General features: G+C 40.3%; 16 protein-coding genes. 8 read left to right on the top strand and 8 right to left on the bottom strand.

Features of this window, described 5'->3' with window-relative positions; translation table 11 throughout:
* Positions 1 to 225: 225 nt before the first annotated feature.
* Positions 226 to 765 (top strand): DUF2267 domain-containing protein, encoded by a 540-nt coding sequence (locus tag BV375_RS25565; protein ID WP_086765683.1) that lies wholly within the window; start codon positions 226 to 228, stop codon positions 763 to 765.
* A 287-nt stretch (positions 766 to 1052) separates the two neighbouring features.
* Here BV375_RS25565 and BV375_RS25560 read toward each other — a convergent pair whose 3' ends face one another.
* Positions 1053 to 1250 carry a chlorophyll a/b-binding protein gene (locus tag BV375_RS25560; RefSeq protein WP_086765681.1) on the bottom strand — a complete coding sequence of 66 codons (198 nt, stop codon included), beginning with the start codon at positions 1248 to 1250 and terminating at the stop codon, positions 1053 to 1055.
* Between the two features lie 781 nt (positions 1251 to 2031).
* On the opposite strand from BV375_RS25560, the gene BV375_RS25555 reads away from it, so the two are divergent.
* The 4 genes from BV375_RS25555 to BV375_RS25540 all read left to right on the top strand — a co-directional run bounded on the left by BV375_RS25555 (position 2032) and on the right by BV375_RS25540 (position 7987).
* Entirely contained in the window at positions 2032 to 2817 is a 786-nt protein-coding gene (locus BV375_RS25555) for an RNA ligase family protein (RefSeq protein ID WP_086765679.1), read from the top strand.
* Between the two features lie 71 nt (positions 2818 to 2888).
* Entirely contained in the window at positions 2889 to 4025 is a 1137-nt protein-coding gene (locus tag BV375_RS25550) for an AAA family ATPase (protein WP_086765677.1), read from the top strand.
* 154 nt (positions 4026 to 4179) lie between these two features.
* Positions 4180 to 7206: a poly(A) polymerase gene (locus tag BV375_RS25545; protein ID WP_086765675.1), complete on the top strand. Its 3027-nt coding sequence runs from the start codon at positions 4180 to 4182 to the stop codon at positions 7204 to 7206.
* Positions 7184 to 7987 carry an isopentenyl phosphate kinase gene (locus BV375_RS25540; RefSeq protein ID WP_243714049.1) on the top strand — a complete coding sequence of 268 codons (804 nt, stop codon included), beginning with the start codon at positions 7184 to 7186 and terminating at the stop codon, positions 7985 to 7987. Before BV375_RS25545 ends, BV375_RS25540 begins: the two co-directional genes overlap by 23 nt.
* 132 nt (positions 7988 to 8119) lie before the next feature.
* On the opposite strand, the gene BV375_RS25535 is transcribed toward BV375_RS25540, so the two are convergent.
* A complete protein-coding gene (locus BV375_RS25535; RefSeq protein WP_086765671.1) occupies positions 8120 to 8725 on the bottom strand; it encodes a protein-S-isoprenylcysteine O-methyltransferase in 606 nt (201 codons plus the stop codon).
* Positions 8726 to 8920: 195 nt separating this feature from the next.
* On the opposite strand from BV375_RS25535, the gene BV375_RS25530 reads away from it, so the two are divergent.
* Positions 8921 to 9745, top strand: a complete 825-nt coding sequence (locus BV375_RS25530) for an ATP-grasp domain-containing protein (RefSeq protein ID WP_086765670.1) — start codon at positions 8921 to 8923, stop codon at positions 9743 to 9745.
* Between the two features lie 211 nt (positions 9746 to 9956).
* Positions 9957 to 10712, top strand: coding sequence for an amino acid ABC transporter ATP-binding protein (locus BV375_RS25525; protein ID WP_086765668.1), 756 nt, complete (start codon positions 9957 to 9959; stop codon positions 10710 to 10712).
* A 29-nt stretch (positions 10713 to 10741) separates the two neighbouring features.
* On the opposite strand, the gene BV375_RS25520 is transcribed toward BV375_RS25525, so the two are convergent.
* Positions 10742 to 10942, bottom strand: coding sequence for a hypothetical protein (locus BV375_RS25520; protein ID WP_086765666.1), 201 nt, complete (start codon positions 10940 to 10942; stop codon positions 10742 to 10744).
* A gap of 452 nt (positions 10943 to 11394) precedes the next feature.
* Between BV375_RS25520 and BV375_RS25515 the strand changes: the two genes are divergently transcribed.
* A complete protein-coding gene (locus tag BV375_RS25515; protein WP_086765665.1) occupies positions 11395 to 12621 on the top strand; it encodes a glycosyltransferase family 4 protein in 1227 nt (408 codons plus the stop codon).
* A gap of 23 nt (positions 12622 to 12644) precedes the next feature.
* On the opposite strand, the gene BV375_RS25510 is transcribed toward BV375_RS25515, so the two are convergent.
* The 5 genes from BV375_RS25510 to BV375_RS25495 form a co-directional block, all read right to left on the bottom strand.
* The gene (locus tag BV375_RS25510) at positions 12645 to 13424 is read right to left on the bottom strand and encodes an MBL fold metallo-hydrolase (RefSeq protein WP_086765663.1); all 780 of its coding nucleotides are present in this window, start codon (positions 13422 to 13424) and stop codon (positions 12645 to 12647) included.
* 67 nt (positions 13425 to 13491) lie between these two features.
* Entirely contained in the window at positions 13492 to 14262 is a 771-nt protein-coding gene (locus BV375_RS25505) for a hypothetical protein (RefSeq protein ID WP_086765661.1), read from the bottom strand.
* 80 nt (positions 14263 to 14342) lie between these two features.
* The gene (locus tag BV375_RS36250) at positions 14343 to 14528 is read right to left on the bottom strand and encodes a hypothetical protein (protein WP_143842213.1); all 186 of its coding nucleotides are present in this window, start codon (positions 14526 to 14528) and stop codon (positions 14343 to 14345) included.
* 668 nt (positions 14529 to 15196) lie between these two features.
* Positions 15197 to 17971, bottom strand: a complete 2775-nt coding sequence (locus BV375_RS25500) for a GAF domain-containing protein (protein ID WP_086765659.1) — start codon at positions 17969 to 17971, stop codon at positions 15197 to 15199.
* A 494-nt stretch (positions 17972 to 18465) separates the two neighbouring features.
* Positions 18466 to 18951: an NADAR domain-containing protein gene (locus tag BV375_RS25495; protein WP_086765657.1), complete on the bottom strand. Its 486-nt coding sequence runs from the start codon at positions 18949 to 18951 to the stop codon at positions 18466 to 18468.
* Positions 18952 to 18977: the final 26 nt, after the last annotated feature.

The raw sequence follows: 18977 nt of genomic DNA, 5'->3' as shown, positions 1-18977 counted from the left end.
GCGTGCCTAAGCAAGAACTCTGGGTTGCTCATTACCTGCTCAGTTGCGCCATCATATACAACTTGACCTTGACTGAGCACAACTTATCTTAATTAATTTGCTAAATCTATCACTTTTGAATAGATGGCATCTCGGACTTTTGGACGATCCCAAGCATTCTTGATTTGTGCGACCTTACATAGGTAAGCATAAAGACTCAATATTAAGGAGTACAAGGGAAAAACAATGCCCGATCAAACATTTAGAAGAAACATTCCAGAAGTTGACCCAACGGAAATTGAGGATTCTCGAACTGCGATCGCTGATGAACATCGCTCGTTCTTGGAAAAAGTGATGGTCAAAGCCGGATTTGCAGATTTGTATGATGCAAGAGACTTTACCGAAGTAGTGTTTCGGGTTATGCGTGACTTAATGACGACCGAAGCCAGCGATCGCGTAGAGGCAGAATTGCATACAGAGGCTGTACCTACTGATGAGAAAGCACTCCAGTTCGAGGTAGCAGATCTTTGGAAAGATACCAATCCGATAGTAGGATTATTGAGCCGGGTTCGTCCACCTTGGCAAGGCCCTGGCATCTTCAAGATAGATTCTGATCGCTTTTTGTTCCGAGTTGCAAATGAAGGTGGAAAGCCAGCAACAGTTGACCGAGAGCAAGCGGTTAAAGCGGTATTTTCTGCCACTAAAGACGAACTTTCTCAAGAACGGATTGAGGAAATTGCTAGTTGGCTACCCGATCATGTGCGTGAACTCTGGGAGCAAGCTTAATTAAAAATCAGAAAATAAGTTAAGTCTGTTTGCGAGTGATTATCACAAACAGGCTTTTACATAACTGAAATTGCTAAATTACAACTATTAATTTCAAGTCAGTCAAAAAAATTAAAAGGCCGCTCTTGCTCTAATATCTTTAACTATTCAGTAGATAATCCTTGATTTTTTCCAACTATATTTGTTCAACTGTTATTGTGATTTTGAAATAATAAACTAAAAATTAACAGTCGCCCTAGAAGGGCGATACTTATTCTTACTTAACTAAGATCGATTTTGAGCGATAATTAATTGTTGGAAACAAGGTGAAGCACATCTCGCAAGACACTGTAGCCTTTAAGATCCCAAATTAAATAAGCAATAAAACCGATCATAGCTAAACGACCGTTCCAAAGTTCGGCTTGAGGAGTAACACCAATATCCCCCGCATTACGGTCTTTGCCATTGTATGCAGTTTCAGTTGCGTCACTAGGATAAAGCCCCATTGTTAATTTCCTTTAATAATCTGTTTACATGCTTTATGTTACTTAGTTAATTTTGGCTCGCTATCTGTCTGTAGTTTCAAAGTACAAGCAACTCTAAAGTATGAGATTATGGGAGAAATTAAAAGTTTATTTTTTACATAAATCAGTCTATAAGCTAGTAAATAAAATTTCTAAAGTCAGAATTATAAAAATTAATTAATAATCCTTCTAAAGAGTTAAATGTTTTTGATAAAACTCTTTCTTGGGAAAGATATAAATGTTAAATTTTTATTATTAGATTTAATTGTTATAAGAGAATATGAAAGCTTTTATTTGTTAATTTCAATATAAAAATTGATTTTTAAAGATAAGAATGATAATTTAAATGTACTTGTTAATATTGAGTTAAACGATCACTCTGCTTGAGCAGAAGTGGTCTTTTTCTTCTAAAAAATATTCTGAAATTACTTTGTGAAAACTTACTAAGTTAATCTATATATTTTGTTTTTTATACAAATTCCCAATTGTAATGTCGCATACTCTATTAACCGTCTCTTCTATCCACCGGAGTGTCATTTTTAAAGTTTTTTGAGTATCTGCTCTCGTGCTTCCGGAAACATTGCCTCAGCTTGTGAAGTATATGTATTATAAAAGTAATACCTTGGAAAACTACGGTAAAAGCATATGTAGTCCCTCGTCTCAATCAAATTCAGTTCAATGACGAATGCTAGCAACCCTCTGTTGCTTGTTCGTTTCAGTTCGTCGCGAAATTATTTGATTGCAGCCACCAAGGTATAAAGTCATGGAACAAATTTATAAATATCCGCGTACCCATCACATTGAGGGTTCGAGGTTGCAACCTGGGGATGAAGACCTCGATAGTATTCCCTTTGATGCAATCAAACAACAGTACGTAGTCGTTGAAGAAAAAGTTGATGGTGCAAATGCTGCAATTAGTTTTGCGGCTGATGGTCAAATTCGACTGCAAAGCCGGGGACACTATTTAACAGGTGGAGTGCGAGAAAAGCATTTCAACTTGTTCAAACAGTGGGCAAATACTCACGCCTTAGCATTTTGGCAAGTATTGGGAAGTCGCTATATTCTCTTTGGAGAATGGCTGTATGCCAAGCACACAGTATTTTATGATGCCTTACCCCACTACTTTCTAGAATACGACGTGCTGGATTTAGAAAAGCAAGTATTTCTTAGCACCAAAAGCCGTCAGCAGTTACTAGCGGGATTACCTTTAGTTTCCGTACCCGTGCTGTTTTCTGGCAAACTCCAATCTTATCAACAACTGCTGGGATTGCTGGGTGAATCTCATTATCAAACCCCTGCATATCTGCAACGTTTCCGCGAAATTTGTCAGGAAAAAGGACTCGATGTTGAGCGTTCCCTCAAACAAACTGACCAAAGTTCCTTGATGGAAGGTTTATACATCAAAGTCGAACCAGAAGATACGGTAGCTGCGCGTTATAAATACGTGCGTTCGAGCTTTTTAACTACCATCCAACAATCCGATGGGCATTGGCTAAATCGTCCGATTATACCTAATATTCTGTGTTCCGATGCGGATTTGTTTGGGTAGTAGTCATTGGTCATTTGTCATGGGGCAAGAAGGCAATAGGCAATACTCCCCACACTCCCCCTACAAAATTTATGAATTCCTCTGTGCAATCTTGGTCTTTTCCTTATTGTCCAAGCGAAACCGATTGGTCGATCAATTGGTCAGCATTAGAAGCAGAATTTGATTGGCTGCGATCGCTTGCTGATTGTCCTCAAGATCCGCGTTACCATGCGGAAGGGAATGTTCTCGTTCATACAAAATTAGTATGTGAGGCATTAGTAGCTTTACCCCAATGGCGAGCATTAGCTGCTAAAGAGCGATCGCTTTTGTTTGCGGCGGCTTTACTGCATGATGTCGCCAAACCTGCGGCGACTGAAATAGCAGCAGATGGTGCCATCTCCTCGAAAGGTCACGTACTCCAAGGTGCAAAAATGGCACAGCAAATTCTTTGGGATTTGCAAGTGCCATTTAAAGAGCGAGAGGCGATCGCATCTTTGGTTAAATACGGTAGTCTACCCCTGTGGTTTTGGGACAAACCCAACCCCGAACGCGCAGTTATCAAAGCCAGTCAAATTATCCGTTGCGATATGCTGAGTTTGCTAGCAGAAGCAGATGTCAAAGGACGTTATTGTGATGACCAAGCACAATTAATCGAACGTATCGAATTTTTTCGCGAATTTTGTCAGGAAAATCACTGCTTTCACCAACCGCGAATATTCCCATCGGCGCATAGTCGGTTTGTGTATTTTCAAAAAGAAAATGGCAACCCAGACTATGAAGCTTATGATGATACCCGCTTTCAGGTAGTAATGATGTCGGGATTACCGGGTGCAGGAAAAGACACTTGGATTCAAGAAAATATACCAGACTGGGAAGTAATTTCCCTAGATAAACTGCGGCAGACAATGGGTATCGAGCCAGAAGATGACCAAGGCGTAGTAGCAAATGCAGCTAAAGCCTTAGCCAAAGAATATATGCGAGATGGAAAATCCTTTGTCTGGAATGCAACTAACCTCAGCCACCAATTGCGGGGAATGCTGGTAAGGCTATTTGCTAGCTATCAAGCCAGCATTCGCATAGTTTACTTAGAAACATCTTGGCCAGAACTGTTACGGAGAAATTGCGATCGCCCTGCCAAAGTTCCAGAGAAAGTACTTTTGCGGATGAAACATCGTCTTGAAGTGCCTAATATTACCGAAGCTCAGGCAGTAGATTGGCTGGTGCATTAAATAAGGCAGAGTCGATACATGGTTTGTAGTTGCGCTTTAGCGCTATAGACGCAGAGCGGCTTCCCGCAGGGTAGCGCAACTACGAGCCAAATCCAAAGATTTTACTTTTCGTTATATAGCTTGGTTTTTTCTCGTGATTCAGGAAGAAAGGAAGATGTCAAAATCAGAAAAGAAAAAAATGGCAACCAGCCGCGAAGTTTATGATCGCATTATCTGGGATGTGCGTCTTGATAGCAGCGCTTTTGTTGTCGGTTATCAAGAACGTCTTTCATCTACAGGAATGCGAGAAAAACCTCTAGCACAATGGGCGACAGATGGGGATATTCCTTGGCATCGCATCCGCTATATCCGTTGTGGAGATGTGGTTGTTTGGGATCGAGAACAGCATTTGGATTTGATTTCCAGTGGAGAGTTACCTGCTGCGGCGTGGAAAACTCAGACTACAGAGAATGGCGAGGAGAAAGTTATCACTGTGTTAGATAGCACAGCGATATTTAATCCGCGACCCGTTTATAAATACGATATCCAAGGTTGGCAACCAGATTTACAACTAGCGGCAGCCGTCAATTTAGAAACTTTGACGATCGCTAGTTTTAATGTACTTTGTAACCTTTACGAACAGGAGAAAATTCAAACTGAAAAACGACTACCAGCAATTGTTGAGTATCTATGTCAATGTAACGCTGATATTATCGCTATCCAAGAAGCGACGCCAGATTTAGTAAAGTTGCTTTTATTACAAGAATGGATACGTAATTATTATATCTCAGAATCAAGCGCAGCCGAAACAGTGCAACCTTACGGTAATTTATTATTGTCGCGTCTACCTTTTACACTAGTTGAGCATCAGTTTTCTGGGCACAAGCGTGTATTGGTGGGGACTTGTGAAATTAATGGTCAATTATTGCACATTGCAGTCGTGCATTTAACAAGCGATCGCGCTCAAAATGCTGTAGAAAAACGCAAGCATCAGCTGGCTACGATAGTTGCATATCTCCAGTCACAACCAGGAAGCAGCTTGATAGTTGGTGATTTCAATACTCGAGGTAACGAACAAGAAGAGATATTAACGGGCGCTGGGTTTGTTGATATCTGGCAACAACTACATCCCTACACAGCAGGTTATACATTTGACCCGCAACGCAATCCGTTAGCAGCGTTGATGAGTTTACAAGGACTACCAGCTAGGCTCGATCGCATCTTACTACAAAGTCAAAACAATGATTGGCAACCGAAGTTAATTGACTTGTTCGCTTGTGAACCGATAGCAGGTACAGAGGAGAAAATTTATCCATCTGACCATTTTGGTATTCGTGCAGTTCTCGAATCAACAAGACAGGGAGAAACAGAGACGTGGCAACGCGGAGAGAAGGGTGTGTTTCTCAATCCGAGTGATGTGGAATCGTCTCCTCTATCTACAGTGCGCCCAGTTTATCAAAGCGCTGTAGTTGTGATTCCACCAGACAATGTTTTACCTGCTATCCAAACCATCCGTCAGCGTTATGATGCCAGAGTTGAGCGTTGGATGGCTCACATTAATTTACTCTACGGCTTTCTGCCAGAATCTTATTTTGCTGAGGCGGTGGAAATGATTGCGCCTGCACTTGCTCAACTGCAACCATTTCAAATTACATTAACTGACTTCCAAACGTTTACGCACCGCAAAAGTTCTACAGCTTGGTTGTGTCCTGTCGCCCAACCAGAAACCGCATTGCATGAGTTACAGATGGTACTTCAAAGCCTGTTTCCTCAATGTGATGAACAAAGTAGCAAAACAAAAGCAGGTTTTACACCCCACCTCAGCGTCGGACAATTCCCCAGTCCGGAAGCAGCCTTTGCTGAATTACCACAATGGCATCCAGTTAGTTTTATAGTTGACTCTATCGCCTTAATTAGCCGTCGAGGTGATGAGCCATTTGAGGTGAGACATATTGTGTATTTGGGAGGAAGAGGAGTCACGCATTCTTCCAAAGAATTGGGAGAGTTGGTTAACCAATTGGAACCTGAACTAACTCCAGCACAGCAATTACAGCGTGAAACTGTGTTAGAAGTTGTGACTCAAGCTTGTGCAGAATGTTTGGGTTTTCAACCATCACTACAGTTATTAGGTTCGGCGCGTCTTGGCGTACAAAGTCCCGAAAGCGATTTGGATGCTGTGTGTGTGATTCCAACTTATCTATCTGGGGAAGCGTTTCTGGTTAGCGTCCAACAACGCTTGCAAGGATTGTGCCACGCTCAACTAGCATTAGATGCACGAGTACCAGTACTGCGTTTGCAATTAGAAGGAATATCCCTAGATTTGCTTTACGCACGAGCGGAAAACTGTCAATTGGAGATGAAAACTCCGCAAAACCTTGACCCAATTAGCTTAAAAGCTATTATCGGTTGTTGGGAAGCAGATGTAATTACAGAGGTAGTTGGTAACTATGTATCTCTAGATACTTTCCGGCAGCTATTGCGAGCAGTACGCGCATGGGCTAAAGCCAGAGATATTTACAGCAATGCTTGGGGTTTCCTTGGTGGCTTCTCCTGGGCGTTACTTTGCGCTTGGAGTTGTAAATTTTACCAAAAATCAGAAACCAGCATAGAGAAATTACTGGCTAATTTTTTCCAACTTTTGCACAATCATGATTGGCAGCAGGCGATCGCTCTTACAGATGCAGGTAGACAATATAAGGTACAATCACCAACAGACTGGCTACCTGTAGTCACATCAATAGACCCATGTCAGAATACTGCTCGTAATGTCACCCGTTCTACCGCACAGATACTCTGTCATGAATTTGCTAGAGGTGCAACACTGACTAAGCAAATTTTAGCTGGTGCAGAGAAATGGTCATCTTTATTTGAGCCAATAGACTTACAGCAAGAATCAAAAATTTTCTTGATATTAAAGGTGAGTAATCAAGATAATCATGAGCTAGAAAAATGCTGCGGTATTTTAGAAGGTTACATCATTGGCTTAATTATTCAGCTTGAGCAACTAGATATATTTGTGCGTCCTTGGACAGGTATTCAGAAAATGGAGAATACTGCTCGTTTAGTTCTGGGCTTGAATCTTCCTCCTGATTTTCATAATAATACCATAGAGCAGGTAGCGAAAAATTTTGTATCACAGTTGAATTTTCAAAATAGTAGTTTTGAGGTAACTATCTCCCATGATGGATCTGGCATTAATTAAGCTAGGAGGGTCTTTAATTACTGATAAGGATAAACCTTATACTGCTCGACCCGAAATAATGCAACAATTGGTTGTGGAAGTAACTCAGATTGTAAATCAAAATCCTAATCTAAAATTAATTATTGGCAACGGTGCTGGCTCGTTCGGTCATCAGTCAGCGAAAAAATACAATACCATTGAGGGCTTTAAATCTGATGTCGATAAACTGGGTTTTTGTTTAGTTCACCAAGATGCTTTAGATCTAAATTTTCTGTTGGCGAAGATTTTTCTGCAAGCGGGTTTGCCAGTAATTAGCCTACCACCTATAACTATGGCAGTTACTCAAGATAAAAAGCTAATCAAAATTGACTTTTCAGCTATAGAAAACAGTCTAGAAGCTGGTTTGATTCCTTTAGTATTTGGTGATGTGATTTTAGATAAAGTAATTGGTGGCACAATCCTCTCTACAGACACTTTATTAGCAGAATTAGCTAAACATTTCCACAAAAAAGAAAAGTTTCAAACTCGGCTAATAAATGCTGGTAACTATCCAGGTGTATATGACCAGAAAGGGCAATTAATATCTAATATTACTCAAGCTAACTATCCCCAAATAAAAGCTTTTTTGGGTGGAAGTAAATCTATAGATGTTACTGGTGGTATGTCCAGAAAAGTTGAAGAATTTATGTCTATATCTCATTTAGGAATTGATTGCTGGATAATTGATGGTAATATCCCAGGCAATTTGGCTAATGCTGTTTTGGGCAAGTCGGCTCTAGGCACGCTGATTAGAGCATCATGAAAAGATAAATTAAGCATCCTTTAGCGGTTGATTTTGGTGATTAAAATTCGGCATTGTGCCTTTAGATCTTCAAAAATTAAGCTGAAGAATTCACTGGACTACTCAGATATATCACTTGTTAGACATAATTTTTCAGCTTAATGGTGTTGCTCTTAGAGTAAATTTTGGTATCACTCGCCCCGTACAAGACATATAATTTCGATACTTCTCCCCAAACGTATCAAGCATCATCTGCTCTTCTTGATAAACTCGCAGAAAATACATCGGTAGAAACGATAATATATTGAATAATCCATAAATCCAATTATGTAGAAGCAAAGCTTGGGCTATTCCCCAAAGCAAAAAAGATGCATACATTGGGTGGCGAATATAGCGGTACACTCCAGTATCAATCAGTGAGTGATGCTCATGAATTTCTAGTGAGGCTGACCAATTCAAACCCAAGTCTGCATGGGAACGCCAAAACAGCCAAATAGCAGTGACAAAAACAGCCGTACCAATCCAACCAGTCCAATCAGGTAGATTATATGCAGCAAACTCTAGCCAAGGTGTAAAAATACCAATTAGAGGTAGGATAAATATGCCTATAAATGCTAAAAACAGCAGCACTTTTTCCTGAGTGGTTTTACGAGATTCAGTAATTTTTTTCTGCGATACTTGCTGCTTGAAGTAAAGGCGAATTGTATATATAGCAATAAAGCAGATGAGAAAGACCAATTTTCTAGTAATTTCAGACATTTCTTGACCTTCTGTTATCCAAATATCAGAATTTCTGTAAATACATTCATTCAAGTATTATACAAATAACTAAATTACCAGCCCAAAGGATTATCGTACTAATTGCCAATTACGTATATTTTCAATACAAGTAGGGTGGGCATTGCCCACCTATCGAGGTTGTAGTTATAGAGAATCAAGTTACACCAGATAATTATGAAAAAAGTTAATTGGCTAATTGAAAGATATATATCTGATGTTGATGAAGAATTTGTAGAAGAATTGCGAAGACAAGGATACTTTTGGAAAGAGACAAGCTATCTCAGATTTCACCCGGGAGATGCAAAAGAATATTTTCCAGAGCATGAGTGTGTTTTATTTAGAGGAACCCTAAATTTAGGTCGGAATATTTTGCGAACCTCTTGGATTCCGGGAGCTTATATGGATGAAAAGAATTTGCGTTGCACTACCTATTATACTTACTTTGGTCGATATTTGCTGAATAACAAATATTTCATTCTCTCTTTAGGTGAACTAATTCGTAGAAGAAAAGAAATTCTTGACTATTTTGAGTCTGATGGCAATTTATTTATCAGACCTGATAGCAATATGAAATCGTTTCGCGCTGGAGTGTTTAATCTTAATGTCTTAAATACTATACAATCTTTAGGAAGTGAACTGCAAAGAGATGAGACAACTTTATTACTAGTCAGTAACAAACGTCCAATTACTAAAGAGTGGAGATTTTTCGTTTACCAAAATCAAGCAATTACTGGTTCACTATATCTAGTTGGAGAAGAGAGAAGAGATGAAATAATCAAGGGAGGCTATTTAGAAAACTATTTAAATAACATATTAAAAACAGTAAATTGGTATCCAGAATCTTTGTACACTGTAGACATCTGCGAATCAGAAGGTGAGCTTCACATACTAGAGCTTGGTTCCTTTAGCTGTAGTGGAGAGTATGGATGTGACTTGAGTTTGCTTGTAGAATTTGGTGCAAAAGCAGCGTTAGAAGACTACGAAGCTATAAACGGTTAACTTGACTGCAACTGCGATCGCCACTCCACGAATAACCCTCAGGCTACTTTCCCCACTGTTTGAAAAACGCTATCAAACAGAATCCAGCTATATAATTAATTTTTTCCCTTCTGTCCTCTGTACTGATTCTGCGTTTTAGTAGTAGCTCTGCAAGCAGCTTACGTCTAAGTTAAAAATATTACAATAGACTAGAGAGTAGTTAATATTGATAATGAACAACTCTATCCCCGCCATTATTTTTGACAATATCGAAAAAAGCTTTGGCTCCCTGAAAGTCCTTAAAGGAATCACTGGTGAAATCAACCGGGGAGAAGTGGTTGCAGTGATTGGTTCTTCTGGTTGTGGTAAAAGCACTCTACTTAGATGCTTTAACCGCTTAGAAAGCATTAATTATGGGCGTTTAGTAGTCAACGGTATCGACTTATCCCAACCTGTTATCAACTATAGTTACTTGCGGCAACTACGAACACAAGTAGGCATGGTTTTTCAGCAATTCAATCTGTTTCCTCATCTGAGTGTGCTGGAAAATCTGACGCTGGCTCCGCGTAAAGTATTGGGAAAAACACCGAGAGAAAGTGCTCAATTGGCAGGATTATATCTAGAAAAAGTTGGTCTTTTTGACAAAGCATCTGCTTATCCAGAACAACTGTCTGGGGGACAGAAACAACGGGTAGCGATCGCCCGCAGTTTATGTATGAATCCGCAGATTATGCTGTTTGATGAACCCACCAGCGCTTTAGATCCGGAACTGGTTGGCGAAGTTCTACAAGTCATGCAGCAACTAGCGGCAGAGGGTATGACAATGGTAGTAGTCACCCATGAAATGCAATTTGCTCGGGAAGTCGCACATCGGGTGATATTTTTAGATCAAGGTCTTGTGTTAGAACAAGGTGCTGCTCATGAAGTTCTGACACATCCCCAAAGCGATCGCCTGCGTACTTTCCTCAGCCGCCTCAAGGGTGTTTAAAAATTGCCAAAGCTTTGAATTTTTAATTTTTAAAGGTATTCGCGCAAGAATTCAAAAGGATCATCTCCCCAAAATGGTTCAGGTATCATCAACATCAGACTGCTGTTGATATCGGCTTCAATTTCATCGCTATCTTCCCTATCAAAAAGTTCGGTCATAACCTTCCAGTCACGTTCTTCAAGGGAAGTAATCGATGGGGCATATATCTGTAGCTTTCCTGGATAATTCACGCGCTAAATTAGAGTTGACGCCGCAAACAATTAGTCTAGAAATTGATAAACAATCATATTCTAACTTGGAGATTACACTGTAGCAGAAATAATAGTAATTCTCACATAATTAATAAACACACAGCAAATTGAGCTAGATGGAATTATGGTATAACTCCCTATGAAGGCATCAAAAATATTATTAATTTAGGGAATTTTACTATAGCAATCATATCTAAATTGTGAGAATTAGCTTTTCAACTTAGGCAAAGAGTATGGTAAATCTCTAGGATGTGTTTTCCAACTAAAACCATAATCTACTAAGTCTAATCACCAAAAATCAGCCCAGGAAAGCAGATTATTTATTCACCTTGACAGGGCTACCATCACAAAATATAAGCGATCGCATGTTTTTATTTAGGATATAACAAGTTTGAAAACATACCTGATCCCCAGCTTCTAGCTTTAACTGTATGCGAGTTCTTTTTCTCCATAACAATTTTCCAGCCCAGTACCGCCACGTAGCTTTAAAACTAGCGCAAGATCCAAACAACCTGGTTGTATTCGCCACTAAAAATCGAGAAGTCACTCTACCTGGTATCCATAAGGCTATTTTTGAACCAAGCCGCGATCCTCACCCTACAACCCATCATTACGTCCGGCCATTAGAAGGTGCAGTTTTGCATGGTCAAGCAGTATATAAGCTGACTGAGCAACTCAAAGCAAGAGGCTTTGTACCCGATGTAATTTGCGGTCATTCTGGTTGGGGACCAACTTTATTTGTTAAGGATGCATTCCCAGATACACCACTAATCTGTTATTTTGAATGGTTTTATCATGCTCATGGCTCAGACGCAGATTTTGACCCCACAGAGCCACTAACTATTGATGATGTAGCGCGTATCCGGTTAAAAAATGCACCGATATTACTAGATTTATATACTTGCGATCGCGGTCTATCACCAACGAATTGGCAAAAATCCCAGTTTCCCCCAGAATTTCAAGGTAAGATTTCCGTGCTGCACGATGGAGTTGATACAGAATTTTTTCAACCTCATCCAAAAGCTAAACTTGTACTGCCTAATCTCGACCTCTCTGGTGTGGATGAAATTGTCACCTATGTAGCTAGGGGTATGGAGCCATATCGCGGTTTTCCTCAGTTCATTGAAGCCATTGCTTATGTACAAGAGCGAAGACCAAATTGCCATGTAGTAATTGTTGGCGCAGATAGAGTTTGCTACGGCAAATCCTTACCAGAAGGTAGTACCTACAAAGATCTGATGCTGAAAAAAGTCCCCCTCGATTTATCACGGGTTCACTTTACTGGGACTTTACCCTACGGGCAATATCTGCAAGTAATTCAAGCATCATCTGTACATGTCTATTTAACCAGACCGTTTGTCCTTTCTTGGTCGATGATTGAGGCCATGTCTACAGGATGCTTAGTATTAGGTTCTGATACTGCACCGGTGACCGAGATTATTCAAGATGGCGAAAACGGTTTGCTAGTCGATTTCTTCTCACCGCAGAAAATTGCTGACCGCATTGATGAAGTCTTAGACCACCCAACGCGGATGGAGCAAATTCGCTTAAATGCGCGAAAAATTGTGCTAGAGCGTTACGCCTTAGCTGATTTACTACCTAAACATATTCAACTGCTCAAGGATGCGGCGAATAAGACCACTGTGGAAGCCAAATGACCTCCCAGTGAATTGAGAAAAACTCAGATGGCTAATGCTCGCTTGTTTAATTGCAGTTCAATGCGATCGCCTGGTAATGGTTCAATTACTTGTGTGGTGAGATTATTCTTTGCTAGCGACAAACGAAATTCTTCAACACTACCCACAGCCTGGAGAAATTTGTTGATCAATCCTTCAAATATGACATCTCCTCCCGCTGCGGTAGGCAGCATTACTTGTGGTTGTAACCACTTTGCCACTTCTAAAGCACTGTCTGTTCCTTTAATAATTGGTCCCACTAAAGGTAGTGCCAAGTCAATCAGGGGTGTAATTACCACATCAACTGGTGCAGCCTGCTTAATTTGGGGGTCATGAGTTCCGTGAGGCTCATAGTACAAGGTTAAACCACTCTCCAACTCTTTGAGAAGATAACCATTTTCTACTAGATTTGGACCAATTAGGGAACCGGGAGTAGCCTTGATTTCTACTTGATGATTGAATCTGAAAGTTTCACCGTGAGTAAGCGCTGTGACAGAGGTGTAACCCAACTTCTGCACTACTTTTGCGGCACTCAAAGAAGCCACAACTGGAATTTTACGATCGAGCTGCTGAAGTGTTGGTGGATGAGCATGGTCTTCCAAACCTTGAGACAGCAGAATCAGGTCAATATTCTCTGGTATTGGCCGTTCTTGCGGTCGAGTACCTTTAAATAGCCAATCTAAATTGCTGAAGGTTAATTTACCAACTAGCCAAGGGTCAAGTAGTATGCGTTTGCCACCAATTTCAAGCAACCAACTATTGCTGTCTAACCAAGTTAAATGCATAGCACAGTGAAGATAACACCTGCCTTATATTATGAATTGCTTTTCAATTCTTAACAGAGGATGAGTTTCAAAAAAACAACTTAAACCTTGCTAGCTGGGCTTTAATTGCTCCTGTAAGGATTTTATTCAGTTCTTTACTGTCTTGGAATTGGAGAATTTGCTGCTTTGGTAAATCAAAAGGAAAGTCTCCTTCTAAGTCTGGGCGTTGCATTTGCGCTAGTAAAATTTGTTCTGATCGCTTACTTTGGATGGCATAGCCCATTTCAATACAGACATTGGGACTAGGAATCAATTGCGTAGTTTCTTTGCCATTAATGCTAGCGATCGCTGTGGTGTCTGCAATAAACAATAAACTCTTACGGATTTTTCGCAGAATACCTACAGAAAGCCGTAAAGGACCATTGCTAGGACGGTATGATTCTACTAATGCTAGGGGAAGGCGCGATCGCGAGTTCAAAGTTTCTAAACTTTTTTGCACCCCTTCTCGCAAAGCATCACTCGCTGCGGCATACTCAGTTTGATAGCATAAAAAAATTGTTGGGTCTAATTGAGCTAAAATCGCCTGCTTAGTGAAATAAATTTCATGGCTAATCAAGTCAATATTAGCTACGCAATAGCCACCACTACCTTCAATATAAAATTCAATATTTTCCCCTTCCAGATAGCGCCCAAACCAAGTCGATTTCTTTACCTCATCACTGTCTTCTAAAAAGTCTGCTCTTAGTCCCGATCTCAGTAGACTTTTTTTACTCAGACGAATGTCTGGCTGACGTTTTTCCAGTTCGGGAATCGGCTCATAATCTTGAATGTACCATGCTCTGAGCGCAATAATTGACATAAGGCGCTATTTCAACTGTCTTTTGCTATTCAACTTCGTACAAGCTTATACCAATTTTGCTTCAGGTAGTCAAAAGTCAATCATGAGAAGGCAGAGGGTAGAGGAGCCACTGCGGTGGACGAGTTCCCCGGCATAAAGGAGCCAGCGCGTTGGACAGACAGCGCCGTGGGCGGGTTTCCCGACTTGAAGCGACTGGCGTGAACTGGTGTACGAGCGTCACCTCTAGGGTCTTGGTGGTTTCCCCAAAGAGGAACTGCCGTCGGCATAAAGGAGCCAGCGCCGTCGCTGAAGAGAAACCCAATTGCTCTGAATCCTGTAGCTGAGAGCAGCAAAAATATAATCTATTTCTTCTGCCTCCTGCCTCCTGGCTTCTTAAACAAAACAACACCCAAACCTCTACTCCCTGAATACTTTCCTCTGATTGTTTATCCTAGCCAGGGATGTACTAAATTCCATCACTTTCATAATCAAGCAATGAAAACTAGTTACAGCGCCCCCTGATGTTTAGTATTTGAGGAAATATCAGTTTTCGCGTTGGGTGTTGCTGTTTTTTGGTGAGACAGACGTAAAATCAAACAGCGTATACCTCTAACTTAATTTCAAATGCAGCTGTTATATCTGCCAGGGAAGCTTATTAGCTTCAATTATTAGATTAGCACCTGAGAATTGTTAGAGTCTTTTTTGCTAATAAACTTTACTTTTGCTATTGATAAATATTGTCGAAATATGAAGTAATTTTTTACAAATCGCTTAAATAATCTCATGCAAATTTTTATCTCACTGAGCCATTGCTCATTTATTGCTTAAGTTTTAAAAATTAGTTTTAACCAGAACGGTGTGGAAAAACAAAACTATGTTAAGAAAAATCAAATAGGCTTAAACCCTCTTCCCTCCTGCCTCCTGCCTCATCCCAACGATAAATATTCACGCCGACCTACTTAACCTGCCATCTCTCAGAGGATGGAAGTAAAGAATTGATATATTGATTATTGACTTTGCATTGTGGGTTAAGGGCTATCTCCATCCAGAACTCTGTACCCTTGCCAACTTCAGAGACACAGTCAATAATTCCACCATGTTTTTCAACAATAATCTGGTAGCTGATAGCTAGCCCCAGTCCTGTACCCTTGCCTACAGGCTTAGTTGTAAAAAACGGGTCAAAAATCCGCCGTTTTACCTCTTCTGTCATTCCCGGCCCATTGTCGGCAATACGAATAAGCACAAAGGAATTATCTGCTGAGACTCTAGTTGAAATACATATTGAAGGAATAAAGGATTGATTATTGCCTGCGTGCATTTCCAAAGCATCAAGAGCATTGCTGAGAATATTCATGAATACTTGATTCATTTGTCCGGCATAACATCTGACTAAGGGTAAGTCACCATAGTCTTTGACTACCTTCACACCAGGGAAATTGACGGTGGTTTTCAGGCGGTGTTGTAAAATTAGTAAAGTGCTGTCAATGCCTTCATGTAGGTCAACAGGTTTATGTTCCGCCTCATCCAAGCGAGAAAAATTGCGTAAAGATTGGACTATTGAGCAGATCCGATCGGCTCCAACTTGCATAGAAGAAATAATTTTTGGTAAGTCTTCTGCCACAAACTCCACATCAATTGCTTTTTCTAACGAGCGAATTTCGCTATCAGGTTGGGAATAGTGCGACTGGTAGAGGCGTAAAAGTTTTAGTAGTTGTTCGGTGTAGTCATTGGCGTAAGATAGATTACCGTAGATAAAGTTAACGGGATTGTTAATTTCGTGTGCTACCCCTGCAACTAACTGTCCCAAACTAGACATTTTTTCGTTTTGAATCAATTGTGTTTGTGTTTGTCGCAGTTCATATAAAGTCCGCTCTAACTGTTGAGCTTTAGCCTTGGCCTGATTTTCCGCAGTATGGCTTTGTTCATAGAGTTGTGCTTGCTGAATAGCGATCGCTGCTTGATCCGCTAGCTGTTGCATTAACTCAATTTCGCCATCTTGCCAATTTCGCGGAGCATCACATTGATGAGCAATTAGTAATCCCCATAGTTGCGTACCCATGTTGATGGGGATAATTAAGTTAGCTTGCACTTGTAAATTCTGCAAAAACTCTCGATGGCAATCACTCAAAGTAGCTGTAGATACATCGTTAATTGCCCGCACTCTGCCCTGAATGTAAAGACGAGCATATTCATCAGGAAAGCATCTTGGCGGTGCTTTAATTCCTAAAACTGAAGGATAGCTGCCATTGATCTCTTCTACAATCACCTGACCATCAGATTCATCAGATATTTTGTAAATTAAAACTCGGTCAGAATTTAGCAAGGGACGGACTTCCTGCACAATAGTTTGCAGGGTAATTTTTAAGTCTAATGTACTGCGTATTTGCTCAGTAATTTGCTTAATGACCTTGGTAAACAGTAATGATTTTTCTAATTCACCAGTTTGCTCCTGCATCCGCTGTTCTAGGTTGGTATTGAGTACCTGTACCTGTTGGTACATTTGCTGCTGCTGAATTGCCATTGAGAAGTGATAACCCAAGGCTTGCCCTAGAACAATATCTTCAAGTTTCCATTCAGGTGCTTGTCCTTTTTTCTGCTCTCGCCAAACATCAAAGGAAAGCTGGGGTTGTCTTTGTCGTTGGTTCTGATCGCAGCGTCCAGCCCATAAGATTTCGGTATCAAATTCTGGACGAAAAATACTGAAAACACCAAGAAAACAGTTGCGATAATATAGGGGAATTATCAAAATTCCCCGAATCTTAGTTGGTTGAAACCCCACCGCTAAAACTCGCAAATGTGTTTCTTTGTAAAGGTCGGGAATTGCTAAAACTTGACCTTGTTTGCACTCAGCCATCCAGTTTTGCCACACAGGATGCTGTTCAATAACAATGCTTTTTGACTCGTAGGGTAATTGCGGTTGTTCACCCCAGGTATAGAGTTCTCTACTCTGCTCAATGTAAAGTCTGCCACCTGTACCACCAAAAGCAGTAATAGTTGATTCTAAGGCTGCTTGGAATTGGATTGTCGGCAGTTGATTCAATAGGATGGCGATTTGGTTAATTAAGGCTTGTTGTTGTCGCTGGGAACGGGTTTCCGAGAGAAGATTGCTTTGAGCGATCGCAATTTCTACCTGATCGGTAATTTGTTGTAATAATTTCAGTTCCCAGGGCAAAATACTTCGTGGTTGGCTGTGGTGCGATACTAACAATCCCCACAGTTCTGGCTTCGCTGATTCCTCTTTCAGATCGCGATGTAAAATTGGCACTACCAACGAAGACTGTACTCCCAATGCCGTTAAGTATTGAATATGACATGGGTCTACTTGTCGATAGTGGATATTCTCTGTGTCTATGGGTTCGTTGGTTTCTGGTAAACACAGTGGCGATAACCCAATTTTGCCATTAGCTACATCCACAATTGCCCTTTGTCGGGCTGCGATAAACATCTCTCTTGACTGCTGGGGGATATCATTTGCCGGAAAGTGCAACCCCAATAGAGATGGCAACCGCTGCTCATGAATAGACTCGGCAATCACTTCACCGCTATCATCACTATCAAACCGATAAACCATCACTCGGTCTGTACCCAAAAATGAACGCACCTCGGCAACAGTAGCTGTTAATATTTCTGGGAGTTCAAGCGATCGCCTAATCTGGTTGGTCATTCTGTGCAGTAAACCCTCTGGATCAAAGGTTTGCTGCAAACCACTTGGTTGATCGGTAAATGCCATTAGTTATATAAACTAAATTAATGTATAAAAAATAACCTTCAACTTTTCCTTAATTAAAGTTGTTCGCTGAATTTGATATAACCTCTTTGCAGAAATTTCTCCTTGTCAGGGAGATATTTAAAACCCTAACTTGGCTTTACTCTTCTCTTTCTTCGGAGAAAGAGGAAGACTGCATGGAAAAGGTCTATCGAACTCATGCTTACCTGAACTTCCTACGGAAAACTCTGAAGTTTCAAAGCTAAATGCTTAAGAAAAAGTTAATTATTAAACAATTAATTTTATAACCTTAAATCTTGAGATGTATACGGTAATATTATGCAAATTAAAAAATTTCACAATTTTTTCTATAATTAGTATAAAGCTTTACATTAAATCTAAAATTTTATTTTCTAACAAATAATTAAATATCACGAACGCTATAGAGTTAAAGCCTATTTAATCAGGGGAATAACTACATTCCCCTCTGGCTGTAAATTACTAAGTTTAGAATGTAATTAATGCTGCAAGTATTTTTCGGCAATTGCTGTTACAGATAATAACTTGCGGATTTCTTCACGTACACTCATCAGAACTTTACCAAGATGGTTTTGACCAGTTTTATTTGCACCACAGCCCCAGAAATAATCTTTTGGGGAGTTTTCCACTAAAATTTCATTGCCTGTAGATAGGAGAATATCTCGAATCTCAGCATGAGTGAGAAACTTTTTAAGTACAGCTTCTTGCATTACTTGAGTTTTGACAAATTCCCAGTCTGCACGGATTTGGCGAGTACTACAACGGCCTAAAGCAGCAGCCTCTTCTGGCGTTTGAGCGTTATGGATCGCGGGTATAATTACCGCATCTATGCTGCCAACAAACTTTTGTGCTTGGTAATAATGCTCAACCGTTGGCCAGTAAGTACCTTGGATTTGAATTCCGTGAGGAGAAAAGTTAGAAAAACAGCCATAAGGCTGCCAAACCTTGTAAAAGTAAATAGTCATTTGAAAATGCTCTTGAATATCAACTT

It is taken from the genome of Nostoc sp. 106C, assembly GCF_002154725.1.
GTDB lineage: Bacteria > Cyanobacteriota > Cyanobacteriia > Cyanobacteriales > Nostocaceae > Aulosira.
Note: the sequence above shows the minus strand (reverse complement) of the source record. Positions and strands in the feature narration are given on the sequence as shown.

What these genes read in the sequence shown, in the direction of transcription:
- BV375_RS25565 (WP_086765683.1), top strand. Translation starts at nt 226, where the DNA reads ATGCCCGATCAAACATTTAGAAGAAACATTCCAGAAGTTGACCCAACG.
- BV375_RS25560 (WP_086765681.1), bottom strand. Translation starts at nt 1,250, where the DNA reads ATGGGGCTTTATCCTAGTGACGCAACTGAAACTGCATACAATGGCAAA.
- BV375_RS25555 (WP_086765679.1), top strand. Translation starts at nt 2,032, where the DNA reads ATGGAACAAATTTATAAATATCCGCGTACCCATCACATTGAGGGTTCG.
- BV375_RS25550 (WP_086765677.1), top strand. Translation starts at nt 2,889, where the DNA reads ATGAATTCCTCTGTGCAATCTTGGTCTTTTCCTTATTGTCCAAGCGAA.
- BV375_RS25545 (WP_086765675.1), top strand. Translation starts at nt 4,180, where the DNA reads ATGTCAAAATCAGAAAAGAAAAAAATGGCAACCAGCCGCGAAGTTTAT.
- BV375_RS25540 (WP_243714049.1), top strand. Translation starts at nt 7,184, where the DNA reads ATGATGGATCTGGCATTAATTAAGCTAGGAGGGTCTTTAATTACTGAT.
- BV375_RS25535 (WP_086765671.1), bottom strand. Translation starts at nt 8,725, where the DNA reads ATGTCTGAAATTACTAGAAAATTGGTCTTTCTCATCTGCTTTATTGCT.
- BV375_RS25530 (WP_086765670.1), top strand. Translation starts at nt 8,921, where the DNA reads ATGAAAAAAGTTAATTGGCTAATTGAAAGATATATATCTGATGTTGAT.
- BV375_RS25525 (WP_086765668.1), top strand. Translation starts at nt 9,957, where the DNA reads ATGAACAACTCTATCCCCGCCATTATTTTTGACAATATCGAAAAAAGC.
- BV375_RS25515 (WP_086765665.1), top strand. Translation starts at nt 11,395, where the DNA reads ATGCGAGTTCTTTTTCTCCATAACAATTTTCCAGCCCAGTACCGCCAC.
- BV375_RS25510 (WP_086765663.1), bottom strand. Translation starts at nt 13,424, where the DNA reads ATGCATTTAACTTGGTTAGACAGCAATAGTTGGTTGCTTGAAATTGGT.
- BV375_RS25505 (WP_086765661.1), bottom strand. Translation starts at nt 14,262, where the DNA reads ATGTCAATTATTGCGCTCAGAGCATGGTACATTCAAGATTATGAGCCG.
- BV375_RS36250 (WP_143842213.1), bottom strand. Translation starts at nt 14,528, where the DNA reads ATGCCGACGGCAGTTCCTCTTTGGGGAAACCACCAAGACCCTAGAGGT.
- BV375_RS25500 (WP_086765659.1), bottom strand. Translation starts at nt 17,971, where the DNA reads ATGGCATTTACCGATCAACCAAGTGGTTTGCAGCAAACCTTTGATCCA.
- BV375_RS25495 (WP_086765657.1), bottom strand. Translation starts at nt 18,951, where the DNA reads ATGACTATTTACTTTTACAAGGTTTGGCAGCCTTATGGCTGTTTTTCT.